This is a genomic window from Streptomyces sp. NPDC058773, assembly GCF_042746015.1.
Classification (GTDB): domain Bacteria; phylum Actinomycetota; class Actinomycetes; order Streptomycetales; family Streptomycetaceae; genus Streptomyces.
On sequence record NZ_JBHYPE010000036.1, the window covers coordinates 24,464 to 42,903 of the forward strand.

General features: G+C 72.5%; 16 protein-coding genes. 2 read left to right on the forward strand and 14 right to left on the reverse strand.

All coding sequences use genetic code 11. From position 1 onward, the window contains the following. Positions 1–13: 13 nt before the first annotated feature. From nadD to ACFW5B_RS26435, 3 genes are all read right to left on the reverse strand, one after another. Complete coding sequence (gene nadD, locus ACFW5B_RS26425) at positions 14–625, reverse strand: nicotinate-nucleotide adenylyltransferase (RefSeq protein ID WP_386444410.1); 612 nt, start codon at positions 623–625, stop codon at positions 14–16. A gap of 54 nt (positions 626–679) precedes the next feature. Beyond that, positions 680–841: a hypothetical protein gene (locus ACFW5B_RS26430; protein WP_085925667.1), complete on the reverse strand. Its 162-nt coding sequence runs from the start codon at positions 839–841 to the stop codon at positions 680–682. A gap of 131 nt (positions 842–972) precedes the next feature. Next, positions 973–1,122: a hypothetical protein gene (locus tag ACFW5B_RS26435; RefSeq protein WP_386444413.1), complete on the reverse strand. Its 150-nt coding sequence runs from the start codon at positions 1,120–1,122 to the stop codon at positions 973–975. A gap of 152 nt (positions 1,123–1,274) precedes the next feature. On the opposite strand from ACFW5B_RS26435, the gene ACFW5B_RS26440 reads away from it, so the two are divergent. Next, the gene (locus tag ACFW5B_RS26440) at positions 1,275–2,357 is read left to right on the forward strand and encodes a M48 family metallopeptidase (protein WP_386444416.1); all 1,083 of its coding nucleotides are present in this window, start codon (positions 1,275–1,277) and stop codon (positions 2,355–2,357) included. A 47-nt stretch (positions 2,358–2,404) separates the two neighbouring features. Here the strand turns inward: ACFW5B_RS26440 and ACFW5B_RS26445 are convergent, their stop codons facing one another. From ACFW5B_RS26445 to proB, 5 genes are all read right to left on the reverse strand, one after another. Next, positions 2,405–3,526: a hypothetical protein gene (locus ACFW5B_RS26445; protein ID WP_386444419.1), complete on the reverse strand. Its 1,122-nt coding sequence runs from the start codon at positions 3,524–3,526 to the stop codon at positions 2,405–2,407. Positions 3,527–3,633: 107 nt separating this feature from the next. Continuing rightward, positions 3,634–4,296, reverse strand: a complete 663-nt coding sequence (locus ACFW5B_RS26450) for a hypothetical protein (RefSeq protein WP_386444422.1) — start codon at positions 4,294–4,296, stop codon at positions 3,634–3,636. 61 nt (positions 4,297–4,357) lie between these two features. Next, complete coding sequence (locus ACFW5B_RS26455; RefSeq protein WP_386444425.1) at positions 4,358–5,626, reverse strand: glutamate-5-semialdehyde dehydrogenase; 1,269 nt, start codon at positions 5,624–5,626, stop codon at positions 4,358–4,360. A gap of 72 nt (positions 5,627–5,698) precedes the next feature. Next, positions 5,699–6,193 carry a hypothetical protein gene (locus ACFW5B_RS26460; protein WP_386444428.1) on the reverse strand — a complete coding sequence of 165 codons (495 nt, stop codon included), beginning with the start codon at positions 6,191–6,193 and terminating at the stop codon, positions 5,699–5,701. Positions 6,194–6,432: 239 nt separating this feature from the next. Continuing rightward, the gene (proB, locus tag ACFW5B_RS26465; protein ID WP_386444516.1) at positions 6,433–7,530 is read right to left on the reverse strand and encodes a glutamate 5-kinase; all 1,098 of its coding nucleotides are present in this window, start codon (positions 7,528–7,530) and stop codon (positions 6,433–6,435) included. A 464-nt stretch (positions 7,531–7,994) separates the two neighbouring features. Between proB and ACFW5B_RS26470 the strand changes: the two genes are divergently transcribed. Further along, complete coding sequence (locus ACFW5B_RS26470; RefSeq protein ID WP_386444431.1) at positions 7,995–10,082, forward strand: hypothetical protein; 2,088 nt, start codon at positions 7,995–7,997, stop codon at positions 10,080–10,082. 149 nt (positions 10,083–10,231) lie between these two features. Here ACFW5B_RS26470 and obgE read toward each other — a convergent pair whose 3' ends face one another. The 6 genes from obgE to ACFW5B_RS26500 form a co-directional block, all read right to left on the reverse strand. Beyond that, the gene (obgE, locus tag ACFW5B_RS26475; protein ID WP_386444434.1) at positions 10,232–11,668 is read right to left on the reverse strand and encodes a GTPase ObgE; all 1,437 of its coding nucleotides are present in this window, start codon (positions 11,666–11,668) and stop codon (positions 10,232–10,234) included. A gap of 189 nt (positions 11,669–11,857) precedes the next feature. Further along, entirely contained in the window at positions 11,858–12,115 is a 258-nt protein-coding gene (rpmA, locus tag ACFW5B_RS26480) for a 50S ribosomal protein L27 (RefSeq protein ID WP_018088248.1), read from the reverse strand. Positions 12,116–12,129: 14 nt separating this feature from the next. Next, complete coding sequence (rplU, locus tag ACFW5B_RS26485) at positions 12,130–12,450, reverse strand: 50S ribosomal protein L21 (protein WP_006605648.1); 321 nt, start codon at positions 12,448–12,450, stop codon at positions 12,130–12,132. 225 nt (positions 12,451–12,675) lie between these two features. Further along, positions 12,676–16,497: a ribonuclease E/G gene (locus tag ACFW5B_RS26490; protein ID WP_386444439.1), complete on the reverse strand. Its 3,822-nt coding sequence runs from the start codon at positions 16,495–16,497 to the stop codon at positions 12,676–12,678. A gap of 219 nt (positions 16,498–16,716) precedes the next feature. Beyond that, positions 16,717–17,517 carry a TIGR03936 family radical SAM-associated protein gene (locus tag ACFW5B_RS26495; RefSeq protein WP_386444441.1) on the reverse strand — a complete coding sequence of 267 codons (801 nt, stop codon included), beginning with the start codon at positions 17,515–17,517 and terminating at the stop codon, positions 16,717–16,719. 48 nt (positions 17,518–17,565) lie between these two features. Next, a partial coding sequence (locus ACFW5B_RS26500) for a hypothetical protein (protein ID WP_386444444.1) occupies positions 17,566–18,440 on the reverse strand: 875 nt, incomplete at its 5' end.

Below are 18,440 nucleotides of genomic sequence, written 5' to 3' on the forward strand. Positions count from 1 at the left end.
TCCGTCAGCCCCGTCAGCGGTCGTTGCGGTACAGCTGTTTTTTGTCGATGTAGCGCACCACACCGTCCGGCACGAGGTACCAGACCGGATCCCCCTGGGCGACGCGCGCCCGGCAGTCGGTCGAGGAGATGGCCAGCGCCGGTACCTCGACCAGGGACACCGCCCCCTCGGGCAGCCCGGGGTCCGCGAGGACGTGTCCGGGCCTGGTCACCCCGATGAAGTGGGCGAGCGAGACCAGCTCCGCGGCATCGTGCCAGGTGAGGATCTGGCTGAGCGCGTCGGCGCCGGTGATGAAGAACAGATCCGCGTCACGGTGCTGCGTCCGCAGATCACGCAGCGTGTCTATCGTGTACGTCTTGCCGCCGCGGTCGATGTCGATGCGGCTGACGGAGAACTGCGGGTTCGACGCGGTCGCGATGACCGTCATCAGATACCGGTCCTCGGCCGGGGACACCGTCTTGTGGCTCTTCTGCCACGGCTGTCCCGTCGGCACGAAGATGACCTCGTCGAGGTGGAACTGGCTGGCCACCTCGCTGGCGGCGACCAGGTGACCGTGGTGGATCGGGTCGAACGTCCCGCCCATCACTCCGAGTCGCCGCTTCACGGGCCCTGTGTGCTCTCCCATGCGTGCAGACCCTACTGGGCGGCGCGCGATGCCGGGTGCCGGGTGCCAGGTGCCTCAGCGGTCCCGGTTGAAGCGGGTGGTGATCCAGAGCAGGAGGAGCAGGACAAACAGGGCGCCGCCGCCGGTCACGAAGGGGCTGAGGCTGGCGTGACCGCCCTCGTGTCCGGGTTCGGCGGCGAGGGTGGCCAGGGACTGTGCGGTGGTGTGCAGGCTCATCGTCGGCAGGACCAATCCGGGCTTGGGGTCGGGCAGGAGACTTCCACCACATCGTATGCGGCCGTCCGCCGCGGGCCCACGGCGACTCCGCCCGGACGCCCCCCGGGAGGCCGGCGGCGGCCTGCGGGAGGTCAGTCCTGGCCGTAGCCGCGCAGCAGGAACCAGGCGAGCAGGGCGGCGCCCACGACCCCGCCGATGATCACCGCGCGCAGGATCCATCCGGGTCCGCCGTCCCTGGCGGTCTCCTGGGCTGCGGCGAGCAGCACGCTCGGATACGGCATGACGATGCGCTCCCTACTGATGCGGCCCGTGCGCCATGTGTACGGGCCTGGGCGGGTATTGGTGCGATCGCCAGCGTACGCCCGAGCATCCATTCGCCTGTCGGTGGCGTCCTCTAGTCTGAACACACGCAGTCGAAGAGGGGGAGGCCCCAATGACGGAGAGCCCAGGCGGCAGCGCGAACGTACCGAGCCGGGACCGGCGGCGATTCCCCGGCATCTCGTCGCGGGCGTACGAGCACCCGGCGGACCGCTCGGCGCTGGTGGCGCTGCGCAAGCTGAGCGGGTTCGACACCGTCTTCAAGACGCTCAGCGGCCTGCTGCCGGAGCGCAGCCTGCGGCTGCTGTTCCTGTCGGACTCGGTGCGGGTGGGCGACCAGCAGTTCGCGCACCTCAACGACATGCTGCGGGACGCCTGCTACATCCTGGACCTGGAGAAGGTCCCGCCGATGTACGTGAATCAGGACCCGCAGCCCAACGCCATGTGCATCGGTCTGGACGAGCCGATCATCGTGGTGACGACCGGTCTGGTCGAGCTGCTGGACGAGGAGGAGATGCGGGCGGTCATCGGCCACGAGGTCGGCCACGCGCTGTCCGGTCACGCCGTCTACCGCACGATCCTGCTGTTCCTGACGAATCTGGCGATGAAGGTCGCGTGGATCCCCCTGGGCAATGTCGCGATCATGGCGATCGTGACGGCGCTGCGCGAGTGGTTCCGCAAGTCGGAGCTGTCGGCGGACCGCGCCGGGCTGCTGGTCGGCCAGGATCTGCAGGCCTCGATGCGCGGTCTGATGAAGCTGGCCGGCGGCAATCACCTCCACGAGATGAATGTCGACGCCTTCCTGAAGCAGGCGGACGAGTACGAGTCCGGCGGCGATCTGCGCGACTCCGTGCTGAAGATCCTCAACCTGCTGCCGCGCAGCCACCCGTTCACCACCGTGCGGGCGGCCGAACTCAAGAAGTGGGCGGCCGGCCGCGACTACCAGCGGATCATGGACGGCCACTACCCGCGCCGGGACGAGGACAAGGACACCTCGGTCTCCGACTCGTTCCGCGACTCCGCCGCCCACTACGCCGACTCGATGCGCAACAGCAAGGACCCGCTGATGGGCCTGGTGCGCGATATCGCGGGCGGCGCGGGCGACTTGGGCGGCAAGCTGCGCGACACGGTCTTCCGTGGCGGACCGCGGCCCGACGGTTCGGGCGGCGCCAATGGGAGCGGCGGAGCGGACTCCTAGCCCGCCCCGGCTCCTCGGAGGCCCGGCGCATGGGCGGGCCCGGCGGCTCAGCGCATCGGATGGCTCGGCTTCGGCTGGGCGGCGGGCGCCAGCTCTCCGCAGAGGGAGGGGTTGACGCGGTCCCGGGCGTAGGGGTCCGTACCCGAAGGCCGGTCGTTGCCGGCGTGCTGTCCCGCGAACAGCGGGCGCAGCGCGTCGGCCGGCTTCGAGGAGCAGGCCAGCGGCCCCGCCTGCAGGCTGCTCTGCAGCACCTCCAGACGGTGGTCGCTGAGGTTGTCGCGGGTCAGCCGGAAGTGCATCTCACGGCGGACGGTGACCAGCGAGGCGGCGCCCGGCGTGGGCTTGCCGGTGTCCTGGCCGGCGGCGTGCGGTGCGCCCGGCGCGGGCCGCACGGCGTAGACGAAGGTGTAGTCGGCGGTCACGTCGAGGGCGTCCGGGCTCAACTCCGAGGCGGACAGCGTGCCGTTGACCCGTACCTCCCGGTCGGCGAGCCGGGTCTGCTGTGGGTCGAAGCGGACCAGCCACCCGGTCGCGGCGTGGTGGCCGTTGTCGTCGGGGCGCGCCAGGCTCCGGTCGAACTGGTCGAGTTGGCGGGTGTCGAGCAGCAGCCGCACCGGCCGTACGGAGCCGCCGGTGAGGGTGTCCGGGTCCAGCGAAGAGCGGACGAGGTAGTCCTTCGCGATGGTCAGCGCGGAGACGATCTGGCCGTCGGAGAAGTGCTCGGTGCGGGAGACGGCGGGCAGATTGACGCCCGCGGCGCCGATCCGGTAATTCGCCGCGGGGCTGTGCGCGAAGAGGTCCTCGGGCGTCGCGCCGGGAACCTTCCCGGACGGTGCCAGCGGCACCACCGCGGAGCGCAGCAACTGCGGCCGGACCGTCTCGGGGGTCTTGTACGGGTGCCGTACGCCCATGTAGACGGCGGTGCCGAAGGCGAGCACGATCAGCAGCACCAGCAGGATCGCCTGCCGGGAGCCGCCCAGCCGCCGCCAGGCGTGCCGGGTCTTGACGGCCGGCGAGTGGTGCTCGCCGAGCCGCTCGTCCGCGGAGAACTCCTGCAGCCGCGCAGCCCGAACAAACGATTCGTCGAAGACGACGGATCGGTATTCGTCCTCACCGCCTCCCGGGGCGCCGTTGGGCGTCCCTTCCGGAGGGTCACCAGGCCCGGTCATACAACAAGAGTAGGTCTGCCGGGGCGAACGTAAACGCCGGGACGCCGGGCAACTTCGCCGGACAATGCGGTTTCAGGCGCCCGATTTGCGGGAAGTGTGCCACGCCGTCAGTGCGGCCTGGGGACCGCCGAGAACGAGGGCCGCGGAGCCTCGGCGGACGGCGCCGACGGCAGGCCCGGGCGGACCGTGCCGACGCCGCCGTCCGTGCCGCCCGTGGCCGGGGCGTCCACGCCGCTGGAGGTGGGTGCCGGGGACGGATTCTGGGTCCGCCCGGCAGAGCCGCGGTAGACGGCGCTGAAGGCCAGCGCGACCAGCCCGATGCCCATCACCACGGCCAGCACCCAGGCGACCGGCCGGTGCCAGCGGGTGCTGCTGCGGTACGGACGCAGCGCTCCACCGTAGGGGCCATACGGGTCATGCGGCGGATAGTCGCCGTACTCCCCGTCGTCGTACTCTCCGTAATCGGCGTAGCCGTCGTAGTCGTCGGGCTCGCGGCCGTGGCGACGGCCGCGGGGGCCGAGCCCGTCCAGTTCGTCGCCCTCGGCGCCGAAACCGGGTCCGGAGCGGGCCGCCTCGGCCTCGGCGCGTGCCTCGGCGGCGGCCAGCATCCGCTCGACCGCCGAGGGCTCGTGAACGGGGGCGGCCCGGACGAATTCCTCGTCGAAAACCACGGAGGCGAATTCTTCGTCCGCCCTTCCGTGGCTCCCGTGGTGGTGCTCGTCGGGCTCTTCACCGTCCGGGAACGGCTTGCCCCCCACGTCGTCCGGCACCCGTCCAGGTTAGCCCCGGCCCACCATTTTGGGCAGGGAGAACGGGGAATCCGGGGGACGTTCAGCGGGTGTGGCCGTCGCCCGTGACGATGTACTTCGTGGAGGTCAGTTCCGGCAGTCCCATGGGGCCGCGGGCGTGCAGCTTCTGCGTCGAGATACCGATCTCCGCACCGAAGCCGAACTCGCCGCCGTCGGTGAACCGGGTCGAGGCATTCACAGCGACGGTGGTGGAGTCGACCAACTGGGTGAATCGGCGGGCGGCGGCCTGCGAGGTGGTCACGATCGCCTCGGTGTGACCGGAGGTCCAGCGCCGGATGTGCGCCACCGCCGCGTCCAGGTCGGGCACCACGGCGGCCGCGATGTCGTACGAGAGGTACTCCGTCGCCCAGTCCTCGTCGGTGGCGGGGGCCACCAGCCCGGGGCCCGCCTGCTGCCAGGCGGCATCGCCGTGCACGATGACACCGGCCTGGGTCAGCGCCTCCAGGGCACGCGGCAGGAACTTCTCGGCGATCCCGGCGTGCACCAGCACCGTCTCGGCGGCGTTGCAGACGCTGGGCCGCTGGGCCTTGGAGTTGACCAGGATGTCGATCGCCATGTCGAGGTCGGCGGCCTCGTCGACGTAGACGTGGCAGTTGCCGGTGCCGGTCTCGATCACCGGGACCGTGGACTCCTCGACGACCGTCCGGATCAGGGACGCGCCGCCGCGCGGGATCAGCACATCGACCAGGCCGCGGGCGCGCATCAGCTCGCGCACCGAGTCCCGGCTCTCACCGGGCACCAGCTGCACCGCGTCGGCGGGCAGTCCGGCGCTCTGCACGGCGTCGCGCAGCACCTCCACCAGGGCGCTGTTGGAGGCGTACGCGGAGGACGAGCCACGCAGCAGCACGGCGTTGCCCGACTTCAGGCACAGGGCCGCGGCGTCCACCGTCACATTGGGCCGGGCCTCGTAGATGATCCCGATCACGCCGAGCGGGACCCGGACCTGCCGCAGGTCGAGACCGTTGGGCAGGGTCGAGCCGCGCACCACCTCGCCCACCGGGTCGGGCAGCGCCACGACCTGGCGGACGTCGGCGGCGATGGCCGCGATCCGCTCGGGGGTGAGGGTGAGCCGGTCCACGATCGACTCGGCGGTGCCGGCCTCCCGCGCCTTGGCGATGTCCCGGGCGTTGGCGGTGACGATCGTGTCGGTCCGCTCCACCAGGGCGTCGGCGATGGCGAGCAGCGCCGCGTCACGGGCCGTACGCGGCAGTGGCGCCAGGACGGCGGCTGCCTCCCGCGCGCGGCGGGCGGTCTCGAGGACGGGCGAGGAGTGCGGTGCGCTGCTGGTCATGGCCGCAGCCTAGCCGGGTGGCGGGCGGTGGCCACGCCGTATCTCACAGCGCGGGACGCGAACGGTCGCTGGTCAGAACGGGTGGACGCCGACCGGGGAGGCCGGCGGCGGCCCGTACCCCTCCGCGAGGCGCTGGTGGTAGGTCTCGCGGTCGATGACCTCCAGGCCGACGATCTCCCAGGGCGGCAGCTTGGCCGTCGAGCGGTGCTCGCCCCACAGGCGCAGGGCGACGGCCGCGGCGTCGTGCAGGTCCCGCGCCTCCTCCCAGTAGCGGATCTCGGCGTGGTCGTTGGCGTAGCGGCTGGTCAGCAGGAACGGGTGGTCGTGGGCGAGCTGCTCCAGCGCCCGCCGGACCTCCGTCAGCGGGGCCTCGGCGCCCGAGACGCTCAGGGTGATGTGCCACAGGCGGGACAGCTCCCGGCGTCCGGCCTCCGGTGCGGGCTGCGCCGCACCGTCACGCTCCGTGTCCGGTTCGTCCGGCCGGCCGCTGTCCTCGCCGGTTCCGACGCTGGTCAGGGTGCGCTCCGCCGTCCCTCGGGGCGGTGACCCCGGTCGCCCTCGCCTCACCGGCGGCCTCCTGTGATGAGAATCGCTCCGCCCGCGGGGGTGCGGAGCCGTCGTACATCGGCGGGTGCGCGTGCTGCGCTGCGGACGCCGCTCCCCTTCGGCGCCCCGCAACAAAGTTGACCAGCCCGCGGCCCGTCGCGGGGGCGTTTTCACCAAGGTCTCCATGGAAAGGCCGGTCTGCGCACCCCGCCGACGGGGCGGTTTTCGGCCGCCGGAGGACGTCGGGCGGCGGACGGTGCTCAGTGGTGCAGCAGCACCAGGTCGTCGCGGTGCACGACCTCCCGCTCATAGGCGGGGCCCAGCTCACGGGCGAGATCGCGGGTCGAACGGCCGATCAAACGGGGGATTTCCCGGGCATCGAAATTGACGAGGCCGCGGGCGACCGCCCGGCCGTCGCCGTCCCGCAGCTCGACCGGGTCGCCGGCGGTGAATTCGCCCTCGACGGCGGCGATGCCGGCGGGCAGCAGCGAGGAGCGGCGCTCGACGACGGCCCGCACCGCCCCGTCGTCCAGGACGAGCGCCCCGCGCGGTGTGGAGGCGTGCGCGAGCCACAGCAGCCGGTCGGCGGAGCGGCGGCCGGTGCGCAGGAAGTGGGTGCCGGTCGAACCGCCGGCCAGCGCCTCCGCGGCGTGCACGGCGGAGGTCAGGACGACCGGGATACCGGCCGCGGCCGCGATCCGGGCCGCCTCGACCTTGGTGACCATTCCGCCGGTGCCGACACCGGCCTTGCCCGCGCTGCCGATGGAGATGCCCTCCAGATCCTCGGGCCCCTGGACCTCGGCTATCCGGGAGGTGCCCGGAGTGGCCGGATCGCCGTCGTAGAGGCCGTCGACGTCCGACAGCAGGATCAGCAGATCGGCGCGGACGAGATGGGCGACCAGGGCCGCCAGCCGGTCGTTGTCGCCGAACCGGATCTCGTCGGTGGCGACGGTGTCGTTCTCGTTCACGATCGGGACGGCACCCATGGCCAGCAGCTGGTCGAGGGTCCGGTAGGCGTTGCGGTAGTGGGCCCGGCGGCTGGTGTCGTCGGTGGTCAGCAGCACCTGGCCGACGCGGCGGCCGTAGCGGGCGAAGGAGGCGGTGTAGCGGGCGACCAGCAGCCCCTGGCCGACGCTGGCGGCGGCCTGCTGCCGGGCCAGGTCGCGGGGCCGCTTGGCGAGCCCCAGGGGCGCCAGACCGGCCGCGATGGCACCGGAGGAGACCAGCACGATCTCCTTGTCCTCGTGCTTGGCCAGCACATTCACCAGGGCGTCGACCCGGTCCGCGTCCAGTCCCCCCGCGGCCGTGGTCAGCGAGGAAGAGCCGACCTTCACCACGATCCGGCGGGCGTCCTTCACGTCCTGCCTTGCGCCTGCCACCTGCGTTACCCCTGTGCTCTGCCGATCCCACCGCCGTACGGGTGCACTGCGCCCCGCACCACGGCCCTACGGGCGCAATCTACGGCAGTACGGGCCACGGGCGCTTCGTGATATCGCCTGGCGGACGCCCCGTGAGACCCGGCCGGCCGGTCACGGGCACGCGAAACGTCGCGCACAATAAGGAGGCGCGCACGGCCACGTCTCCCGTTGGCCGCATACCCACGAGGTTTTCCTTAAGAGGGAAGCCCGGGCCGGCGGGTTGCGTTCGATTGATCCGCTTTCGCGGTGATGAGAGCCACAGCAGATTGTCACCAGGGCCAACAAGGTCATACGGTCGGGTGTCCATCGGTCCCGTTTCGCCGCTCCGGCGGCGTCGCAGCGCGGGACCCGGCCGCCCCCCTCGGCCTCCCCTTGACCTTTCGTGCTGCCAGGAGCCCTCCCCCGTGCCTTCCGCCGGAATCGTCCCCCGTCGAGCCGTACAGCTCACGGCCCTCTTCGCGATGATGGTCGCCTTCACCGCGCAGCTCCTCGGTGCGCTGCTGCCCGTCATCCCGCTGTTCATCGCCGCCTCCGTGGTCAACCTGGGTCTCGACCTGGTCCTCCAGCACAAGCAGCCCGGCCTGCTCGCGGTGCTCGGCCGGATCCGGTTCGATGTCACGGTGCGCCAGTTGCTGCGCGACATGCTGATACTGGTCGGCCTGCTGCACATCGACGGCATCAACCCACTCGAGGAGCAGGCGCCGCTCACCATCACGCTGCTCCTCTTCTACGGCACCCACTTCGTGTGCCAGGCGGTCGCGGTGCTGGTCCGCCGGACCCGCAGCCTGCCGTTCGTGACCCGCAACATCGACGCGAGCGCGCTGCGGCTGTGCGACGCCCCGCCGCGCATCCTCTCCCGCCAGACGGGCCGCCGCCTGCTGCGCTTCTCGGTGCCGACCACCACCGGCATGATGCTCACCGCGATCACCACCGACGCGTTCTGGGGCGGCATCGGCCTCGCCGTCTCCCTGGCCCTGTCCGCCGGCGGCACCCTCTACCTGGGCACCTGGCTGCTGCCCAAGAAGCGGGTGGCCGGTGAGAAGCAGGCGCTGGAGTGGCTGGACAACTGGCTGACGGAGTACCGGCCGACGGTCGGCATGTACTTCTCCGGCGGCGCCTCCTCCGCCTACCAGGCCAACATGTGGCTGAGCACCCTCGCCGACCTGGACGGCAACCCGATCATCGTGCTGCGTGAGCGCTTCATGGTGCAGAAGATCGAGGCGACCGACATCCCGATCGTCTGCATCCCCAAGGTCGCCAACCTGATGCGCCTGGAGCACTCCGCGCTCAAGGTCCTGCTGCACCCGGCGAACTCCGGCAAGACCTCGCAGATCCTGCGCATCCCGTCCATCAAGCACGCCTTCATCAACCACGGCGAGAGCGACAAGCTGTCCTCCTGCAACCCGTACGCGAAGGCGTACGACGAGGTCTGGGTGGCGGGCCCGGCGGCCCGTGACCGCTACCAGCTCGCCGACATCGGCGTCGAGGACAAGGACGTCATCGAGGTCGGCCGCCCCCAACTGGCGCCGATCCGCCCGTACTCCGGCGCCCCGGCCGGCCGGCTGACGACCGTGCTGTACGCCCCGACCTGGGAGGGCTGGGACGGCAACCCCGGCAACACCTCGGTGATCCTGGCCGGCGAGAACATCGTCCGCGAGCTGCTCGCCGACGAGAACGTGCGGCTGCTGTACAAGCCGCACCCGATGACCGGTTCCGTGGACCCGCGCGCTGGCGCCGCCAACACCCGCATCCAGGCCATGATCACGGAGGCGAACGCCCGGCGCAGCGGCGAGCAGCCCGGCCCGGAGGCCGCCGCCGAACTCACCCGCCGCAGCGACGAGCTGAACGCGCTGACCACCTCCGCGTTCCGCAAGAGCGCGGACGAGCTGGAGCGGATGCGGCTCCAGGGCACCCCGGAGGAGGGCCGCGCCGCCGCCGTCGCGTCGGCCGTCACCGCCTGGGAAGAGGCGTACTGGAAGTCCTTCCCCGAGTGGGAGCACCGCATCGTCACCACCGCCCGCCCCGGCATCTTCAGCTGCTTCAACCAGGCGGACGTGCTGATCAGCGATGTCTCCAGCGTGGTCTCCGACTACCTGACGAGCGAGAAGCCGTACGCGGTCGCCAACACCTCGGGAATGACCGAGGACGACTTCCGGGTGAACTTCCCGACCGTACGGGCGGCGACGATCCTCACGCCGGACGCGGCGCAGGTGGCGGGTCTGCTCGACGCGGTCCGCAAGCCGGAGCTGGACACCCTGGCCGGCGAGCGGGCCGAGCTGAAGGAGCATCTGCTGGGCCCGTCGGACCCGCCGTCGTCGGTCCGTTTCAACCAGGCCGCGCTGGCCCTGGGCACCAAGGCCGACGAGCGGCGCATCCGGATGGAGAACCGGCTGGCCGGTATCCCCGGGCAGCGCTCGCAGGAGGACGTGGACCCCGCCGAGACGGCCGAGGACCCGGCCAACGGCACCACGGACGCCACCGCCGGCGTCTGACCCCGCAGCGGGCCGTCCACGGCCTCGGCGCGGAACCGCATACGGGGAAGGCCCCGGGAGGATCTCCTCCCGGGGCCTTCCCCGTATTCCGTGCTTTCCGTGTTTGCCGTCCGGCGGCCCGCCGTTGACGGGCCGCCGGCGCGGTCCTCCTAGAAGGGCCGGAAGCGCTCGTACTCCTCGGCGGCCTCGTCCCGCTCCGCGTCGCGGTCCCTGCGGCGCTGCGCGGCCGGCCGGGGCGCCTCCAGACGGTGGTCCTCACCACGCCGGCCCAGCATCTCCGCACCGGCCGCCATGGTCGGCTCCCAGTCGAAGACGACCGCGTTGTCCTCGGGGCCGATCGCGACGCCGTCCATGGCGCGGGCGCCCGCCTTGAGGAGCGCGTCCTCGACGCCGAGGCGGTTGAGCCGGTCGGCCAGATAGCCGACGGCCTCGTCGTTGTTGAAGTCGGTCTGGCGCACCCAGCGTTCGGGCTTCTCGCCACGGACACGGTAGAAGTGCTCGCCCTCCTCCGTGACCGTGAAGCCGGTGTCGTCCACGGCCTGCGGCCGGATCACGATCCGGGTGGCCTCCTGGACCGGCTTGGCGGCACGGGCCTTCGCGACGATGTCGGCGAGGGCGAAGGACAGCTCCTTGAGGCCCTGGTGGGCGACGGCCGAGACCTCGAAGACGCGGTAGCCGCGCTCCTCCAGGTCGGGGCGGATCATCTCGGCGAGGTCCTGGCCGTCGGGGATGTCGACCTTGTTGAGGACGACCACCCGCGGCCGGTTCTCCAGGCCGCCGTACTGGGACAGTTCCTCCTCGATGACGTCCAGGTCGGAGACCGGGTCGCGGTGCGACTCCAGGGTCGCGGTGTCGAGGACGTGCACCAGGACCTCGCAGCGCTCGACATGGCGCAGGAACTCCAGGCCCAGGCCCTTGCCCTGGCTGGCGCCCGGGATCAGACCCGGCACGTCGGCGATGGTGTAGACCGTCGAACCGGCCGTCACCACACCGAGGTTGGGCACCAGCGTCGTGAAGGGGTAGTCGGCGATCTTCGGCTTGGCGGCGGAGAGCACCGAGATCAGCGAGGACTTGCCGGCGCTCGGGTAGCCGACCAGCGCCACATCGGCGACGGTCTTCAGCTCCAGCACGATGTCGCGGGCCTCGCCGGGCTCGCCGAGCAGCGCGAAACCGGGGGCCTTGCGGCGGGCGGAGGCGAGCGCGGCGTTGCCGAGGCCGCCCCGGCCGCCCTGGCCGGCGATGAAGGTGGTGCCGCGGCCGACCAGGTCGGCGAGGACCTCGCCGTTCGTGTCGAACACGACCGTGCCGTCCGGCACCGGCAGGACCAGGTCCTTGCCGTTCTTGCCCTCGCGGTTGTCACCGGCGCCGGGCTGGCCGTTGGTGGCCTTGCGGTGCGGGTGGTGGTGGTAGTCGAGGAGGGTGGTGACGTCCGGGTCGACGACCAGGATCACATCGCCGCCACGGCCGCCGTTGCCGCCGTCCGGGCCGCCGAGCGGCTTGAACTTCTCACGGTGAACGGAGGCACAGCCGTGGCCTCCGTTACCCGCGGCGACGTGCAGCTCGACGCGGTCCACGAAGGTGGTCATGGTGGGGGTGCCTCCAGATAACTGCGGGTGTTGCGGTACCGCGCGGATGTCTCCGGTACCGCGGATGTCTCTCGTACTGCGGTGTCTCTGTATCAACGCGCCAAGGGCGGACCGGCCTTCCCGTTCTCACGGGAAAAGGCGGTCCGCCCTCGGAATGCTGCGGTGCGTGGAACTACGTCCGGGCCGGAATTACTCGGCGACCGGGACGATGTTCACGACCTTGCGGCCACGGTGGGTGCCGAACTGCACCGCACCGGCAGCAAGGGCGAACAGGGTGTCGTCGCCGCCGCGGCCGACGCCCGTGCCCGGGTGGAAGTGGGTGCCACGCTGGCGGACCAGGATCTCACCGGCGAGGACGGCCTGACCGCCGAAGCGCTTCACGCCGAGCCGCTGAGCATTGGAATCGCGACCGTTCCGAGTGGACGATGCGCCCTTCTTGTGTGCCATGTCTCCTCAGTCCCTTACTTCGCCGGAGCGTCGATGCCGGTGATCTTCAGCGCCGTGTGGAGCTGGCGGTGGCCGATCCGCTTCTTGTAACCGGTCTTGTTCTTGTACTTCTGAATCCGGATCTTGTCGCCCTTGTGGTGGTCCACGACCTCGCCCTGGACCTTCACGCCGGCCAGGACCCACGGGTCGCTGGTGACCGAGTCGCCGTCGACGACCAGCAGCGTCGAGAGCTCGACGGTGTCGCCGACCTTGCTGGTGGAAATGCGGTCAACCTCGATGACGTCGCCAACAGCAACCTTCTGCTGGCGCCCGCCGGTGCGCACGATCGCGTACACGCGGAACTCTCTTTCGCTGGAAACGGATCCTCTGATGCCAGCCGCTCACACGGGCTCGGGATAGGGCCCATGGAATCCGAGTGGACGAGCGGCCTCCCTCGGCGGACCGAGAGGTGTGTGCTCAGGGGTTTGGTGTCACAGACACCGACGGTCAAGGTTACGGGGCCTCGACCAGGGGGTCAAACCGGCCCCGGGCCACCTGGGCCCGGGGCACGGCCGTACCGCTCAGTCCTCCGCGGAGGCGGACACCGACGCCACGGCGGGCTGCTCGGCGGCGGCGGTCTTCTTGGCCGCCGCCTTCTTCGTCGTCTTCTTCGCGGTGGTCTTCTTCGCCGTGGCCTTCTTGGCGGTGGCGGTCTTCTTCGCCGCCGCCTTCTTGGCCGTGGTCTTCTTCGCCGTGGTCTTCTTGGCCGCGGCCTTCGTCGTCTTCTTCGGAGCCGCCTTCTTCGCGGTCTTCTTGGCCGCGGGCTCCGCCCCGGCCGCAGCGCCCTCGACGGGCTCCGCGGCCTCGCCCGGTGCCGGCTCGGTGGCCGGCTCCGCCGCCGGGGCGGTGATCACGACGGTGCCGGCGGAGTCGTCGGAGACCTCCGGGGCGGCCACCTTACGGGTCACCCGGCGGCGCGGACGGGCCGGCGCGGGCTCCGCGGCCGGCGCCTCGGCGACCGGCTCCGGAGCGGGCTCCGGCTCGGGTGCCGCCACCGGCTCGGCCGGCACGACGATCTCGGTGGCCTCCGCGGTCGCCTTGGGGGCGCCCGCCGGGGCGGACACCTTACGGCTCACCCGGCGGCGGCCACGGCCCCGTCCGGCGGCCGCCTCGGCCTCGGCCGGGCTGCTGAACCACTCGTCGGCCTCGGCCACCGCGGGCTGCAGCTCGGCCTCCGTCACGGCGACGGGCTCCAGCTCCGGGGCGCCGCCGTCCGGCGTCGGCTCGGCCGCCTCGACCTCGTGGACATGCGGCTCGGCCTGCACGGCCTTGCCCTTCTTCTTGCGCTTGCCACCGCCGCCGGCGGTCGTCGGCTGGTCCATGTGGACGATGACGCCACGGCCGTTGCAGTGGACACAGGACTCGGAGAAGGACTCCAGCAGGCCCTGACCGACCCGCTTACGGGTCATCTGGACCAGGCCGAGCGAGGTCACCTCGGCGACCTGGTGCTTCGTACGGTCCCGGCCCAGGCACTCCAGCAGGCGCCGCAGCACCAGGTCCCGGTTGGACTCCAGCACCATGTCGATGAAGTCGATCACGATGATGCCGCCGAGGTCGCGCAGCCGCAGCTGGCGCACGATCTCCTCGGCCGCCTCCAGGTTGTTCCTGGTGACCGTCTCCTCCAGGTTGCCGCCCTGGCCGGTGAACTTGCCGGTGTTGACGTCGACCACGACCATCGCCTCGGTCCGGTCGATCACCAGCGAACCGCCGCTGGGCAGCCAGACCTTGCGGTCCAGCGCCTTCATCAGCTGCTCGTCGATGCGGTACGTCGCGAAGACATCGACGTCCGAGGTCCACTTCTGGAGCCGGTCGACGAGGTCCGGGGCGACGTGCCCGACATAGCCGTGGATGGTCTGCCAGGCGTCGTCACCGCTGACGATGACCTTGGAGAAGTCCTCGTTGAAGATGTCGCGGACGACCCGGACGGTCATGTCCGGCTCGCCGTAGAGCAGCGAGGGGGAGCTGGTCGAGGAGGCCTTGGCCTTCTTCTGGATCTCCTCCCACTGCGCCTGCAGCCGCTGGACGTCGCGCGCCAGCTCGTCCTCGCTCGCGCCCTCCGCGGCGGTGCGCACGATGACGCCCGCGTCCTCGGGGACGATCTTCTTGAGGATCTGCTTCAGCCGCGCCCGCTCGGTGTCGGGCAGCTTGCGGCTGATGCCGGTCATCGAACCCTCGGGCACGTAGACCAGGTAGCGGCCGGGGAGCGAGACCTGGCTGGTGAGCCGGGCGCCCTTGTGGCCGATCGGGTCCTTGGTGACCTGCACCAGCACGGACTGGCCGGACTTCAGCGCGGTCTCGATCCGGCGCGGGCCGTTGGCCATGCCCAGCGCCTCGAAGTTGACCTCGCCGGCGTACAGCACGGCGTTGCGGCCCTTGCCGATGTCGACGAACGCGGCCTCCATCGACGGCAGGACGTTCTGCACCTTGCCGAGGTAGACGTTGCCGACGTACGAGGTCGCCTGCTCCTTGTTGACGAAGTGCTCCACGAGCACGTCGTCCTCAAGGACGCCGATCTGGGTGCGCTCGCCGCTCTGGCGGACGACCATCACCCGCTCGACGGCCTCGCGGCGGGCGAGGAACTCCGCCTCGGTGATGATCGGCACCCGGCGGCGGCCCTGCTCGCGGCCCTCGCGGCGGCGCTGCTTCTTGGCCTCCAGGCGCGTCGACCCCTTGATCGACTGCACCTCGTCGGCGCTGGTGCTCTCGTCCTTCTTCCGCGGCTCGCGGACCTTGACGACCGTGCGCTCCGGGTCGTCGGTACCGGCGGTCTCGGGCTCGGCGGCCTCACCGGTACGACGGCGGCGGCGACGGCGACGGCGGCTGCTGCTGGAGCCGCCGGCCGACGCCTCCTCGGCGTCCTCCTGCTGCTCCGGCTGCCCGGCGGCCGGTTCCTCGGCCTCCTCGGCCTCGGCCTCGGGGGCCTCGCGGTCCTCGGCGGTCTGCTCGTCGGCGCCCTCGGCGGCCTCACCGCGACGACGGCGACGGCCCCCACGGCGACGGCGGCGCGAGGGGCGGTCGGCGGACTCGTCCTCCTGACCGCTCTCGGCCGGCTCGGTCTCCGGCTCGGTCTCCGGCTCGGCCACTGCGGCGGCTTCCTCGGCGGCCGGCTCCTCGGCCGGGGCCGCGGACACCTGCTCGGGCTCGGCCGGGGCACCGCGACGGCGACGGCGGCGCGCGCCCGCGGCGGGCTGCTCCTCCACGGCCGGCTCGGCGGCGGGCTCCTCCTCGCGGGCCGCGGCGTGTGCGGCGGCCACGCTCTCCGGCGTCTGGAACATCGGCTCGGTGAAGACCGGCGCCTGGAAAACGGCGGTCGGGGGGCGCTGCGCACGGCGGCGGCCGCGCTGCGGCTCCTCCGCCGCGGGCTCCTCCTCGGCGGAGGGGGCCTCGGCGGCCGGCTCCGCGGGGCGCTCGCCACGGCGGCGCGACCGGCGGCGGGGCGCCTCGGCGGTCTCGGCGGCGGCCGGGGCCTCCTCGGTCTCCGCCGCTGCGGTCTCCTCGGCCTCCTCGGTGGCCTGCGGCGGCCCCGCGGGGGCGGTGGCCTTACGGGTCGCGCGGCGGCGCGTCCGGGCGGGCTTGGCGTCCTCGACGGGAACGGGAGCCGCGGGGGCCGCTTCCTCGGCGGCGGGGGCGGCGGCCTCGGCGGGCGCGGCGCTCTCGTCCGTCGTGGCGGTCTCGTCGGCGGCGCTCACCTGGGGGGCACCGGCCGGAGCCGTGGCCTTGCGGGTGGCCCGGCGACGGGTACGTCGCGGTGCGGCTTCCTCGGCCTGCGGCTCCTCGGCGGGCGTCTCGACGGCGGCCTCGACGGGCTGCGCGGCGGGCGCGGGCGCCTCGGCGGCCACCGGCTCCGGGGCGGCCTCGGGCTGCGGGGAACCGGCCGGCGCGGTCACCTTGCGGGTGGCCCGGCGGCGGGTTCGGCGGGGTGCGGCCTCCTCGGCCTGCGGCTCCTCGGCAGGCGCCTCGGCAGCGGCCGGTTCGGCGACGGCCGGGGCCTCGGCGGCCTCGGGCTCGGCGGCCGGCTCAGCGGCACCCGGCTGCGGGGCACCGCTCGGGGAGGTGACCCGGCGGGTCGCGCGGCGGCGGGTGCGGGCGGGCTTGGCCTCGTCGCCGGTGGTCACCGCGGAGGCGGTGGTCTCCTCGTCGAGGGCCGGATCGGCCGCGGGCGCGGCGTCGGTCCCGGTGCTCACCACCGCGGCTTCGGCGGTGCCGGCCGCCGGCGGACCGGCCGGCCGGGATGCCGCCCGGCGCCGGCGGCGCGGGGGCAGCGTGTCACTGGGTGAGTGGTTGTCGTCGGCACCGCGATCCGTGGCAGGCGCGGATCGGGTGGGCTCAATGGGCTCGAGCATGCGGGCGGTTCTCCCGTCACGCTCCCGGGCGCCGCGCCTGGTTCCGGTCGCGGTCCGCGTGATGAGCGCGGTCCCGCTGTCCGGGGCGCGGGCGCCGCACGGGAGCTGTCGTCTCGCTCGCCGGCCCGCGTGGGGCGAGACCGGCGAAAGTCTCCTGGTCAGTGCGTCTGCCGGACCGGGGTGGCTCCCTGGTTGATCGGCGACGCGACGACGGCGGTCCTACGCAGTGCCGTCCCCGGCTGCCGGGGAGGCCCCACTGGTCACCTTCGCGGCACTCAGCCCGGCGGCCGTGGATGGGGCGGCCGTGGCAGCGTCGCGGTCGGGCGCCAGCGGGTCAGTCACCGCGCCGGTCTCCTCATCGAGCAGCCCCTGCGCCAGCCTGGTCACCGCAGCGGGGACCGGCGGCGCCAGGTCGGCCGTAGCTCGGAGGCCGGACAGGACGTCGTCGGGTCGAACGGCAGGTGTCAAATGCCGAACAACCAGCCGCAGTATCGCACAGGCATTGCCGTCGGGCCTATCGCCCTCGCGGCCGGCGGCCTCCAGACGCGCCACTGCGGCCCGCGCGTCAAAGGTCCGCATGCCATTTTTTGTCCGGCGCTCGACCTGCACCTCTTCCGCGGCGAGGAACGCCTCGACGGCGTGCCCGGCTGCCGCCGGCTCGACCCCGTCCAGCCGGATCTCCCACACCGAGGCCTCCAGACGGTCGGCCAGACCGCTGGTGCGGGACTCGACGGCGTCGATCACATCGAGGCCGTCCGGCAGCGACTCGTCGAGGAGTTCGCGCAGCTTGTCCGGATCGCGGCGCTCGGCGAGCTGGATCTCCAGATACTCGGCCTCGCTTCCCGTACCGGTCGGGGCGGCGTTGGCGTACGACACCTTGGGGTGCGGGGTGAAGCCCGCCGAATAGGCCATGGGGACCTCGGCGCGGCGCAGCGCCCGCTCGAAAGCGCGCTGGAAGTCGCGGTGGCTGGTGAACCGGAGGCGGCCGCGCTTGGTGTAGCGCAGTCGGATGCGCTGCACCGCCGGTGCGGGCGGCGGGCCTTCGGGCTGTCGCTTGCCCAGTGTCGCTCAGTCCTTCGTGAGTGCGGTCGTACTGCTCCCAAGAGTACGTGCCCCGGACGCCCCCGGTTCCCGCCGGGGCGCAGCGGCGGCGGCGCGCGCCGGCTCGCGGGGTGCGCCGAACAGGGCCCGCCGCAGTTCCCTGCGGGTCTGCCGCACGGTCTCGCGGGCGGTGCGCAGCGCCTGCCGGACCGGGCGCCAGATGCCGTCCCGGATGCCGTGGCCGAGCGGGGTGAGGACGGTGCGGTACACCCAGCGCACCGGCTTGACGAAGACCCACCGCAGCACCGCGCCGAGGAACCGGCCGACGGCCCGGGAGATCATCCCGGCCACCCGCCAGCAGTGCCCGAACGCCGCCGCGACCTCGCGGACGAGCACCGTCACCACGGTGACCAGCGCCCGCCCGACGGGCCGCAGCACATACCGCCACAGGGCGGTCAGCGGAACGACCACGGTCCACCGGACGAGGGCGGCGAGCACCGTGCCGAGCCCGCGCACAAGCCAGGCGATTCCCCGCCCGAGCGGCGCCAGCACCGCCGAGTACAGCCACCGGGCGGGCACCACCACCAGATACCGCACCAGCCACGCCACCACCGCGACCGTCCCCCGGCCCAACGGCGCCAGCACAAACCGCCACAACGCCACCCACGGCCACACGAACAACGCCTTCGCCAGCCACGACAACCCCACACCCAGCCCCCGCAGCAGCCAGGCGATACCGCGGCCGACCGGCGTCAGCACCACGGCGTACAGCCACTGCGCCGGCACCACCACCAGATACCGCACCAACCACGCCACCACCGCGACCGTCCCCCGGCCCAACGGCGCCAGCACAAACCGCCACAACGCCACCCACGGCCACACGAACAACGCCTTCGCCAGCC

Coding starts and splice junctions, on each gene's coding strand:
- nadD (WP_386444410.1), bottom strand. CDS start 625: ATGGGAGAGCACACAGGGCCCGTGAAGCGGCGACTCGGAGTGATGGGC.
- ACFW5B_RS26430 (WP_085925667.1), bottom strand. CDS start 841: ATGAGCCTGCACACCACCGCACAGTCCCTGGCCACCCTCGCCGCCGAA.
- ACFW5B_RS26435 (WP_386444413.1), bottom strand. CDS start 1,122: ATGCCGTATCCGAGCGTGCTGCTCGCCGCAGCCCAGGAGACCGCCAGG.
- ACFW5B_RS26440 (WP_386444416.1), top strand. CDS start 1,275: ATGACGGAGAGCCCAGGCGGCAGCGCGAACGTACCGAGCCGGGACCGG.
- ACFW5B_RS26445 (WP_386444419.1), bottom strand. CDS start 3,526: ATGACCGGGCCTGGTGACCCTCCGGAAGGGACGCCCAACGGCGCCCCG.
- ACFW5B_RS26455 (WP_386444425.1), bottom strand. CDS start 5,626: ATGACCAGCAGCGCACCGCACTCCTCGCCCGTCCTCGAGACCGCCCGC.
- obgE (WP_386444434.1), bottom strand. CDS start 11,668: ATGACCACCTTCGTGGACCGCGTCGAGCTGCACGTCGCCGCGGGTAAC.
- rpmA (WP_018088248.1), bottom strand. CDS start 12,115: ATGGCACACAAGAAGGGCGCATCGTCCACTCGGAACGGTCGCGATTCC.
- ACFW5B_RS26490 (WP_386444439.1), bottom strand. CDS start 16,497: ATGCTCGAGCCCATTGAGCCCACCCGATCCGCGCCTGCCACGGATCGC.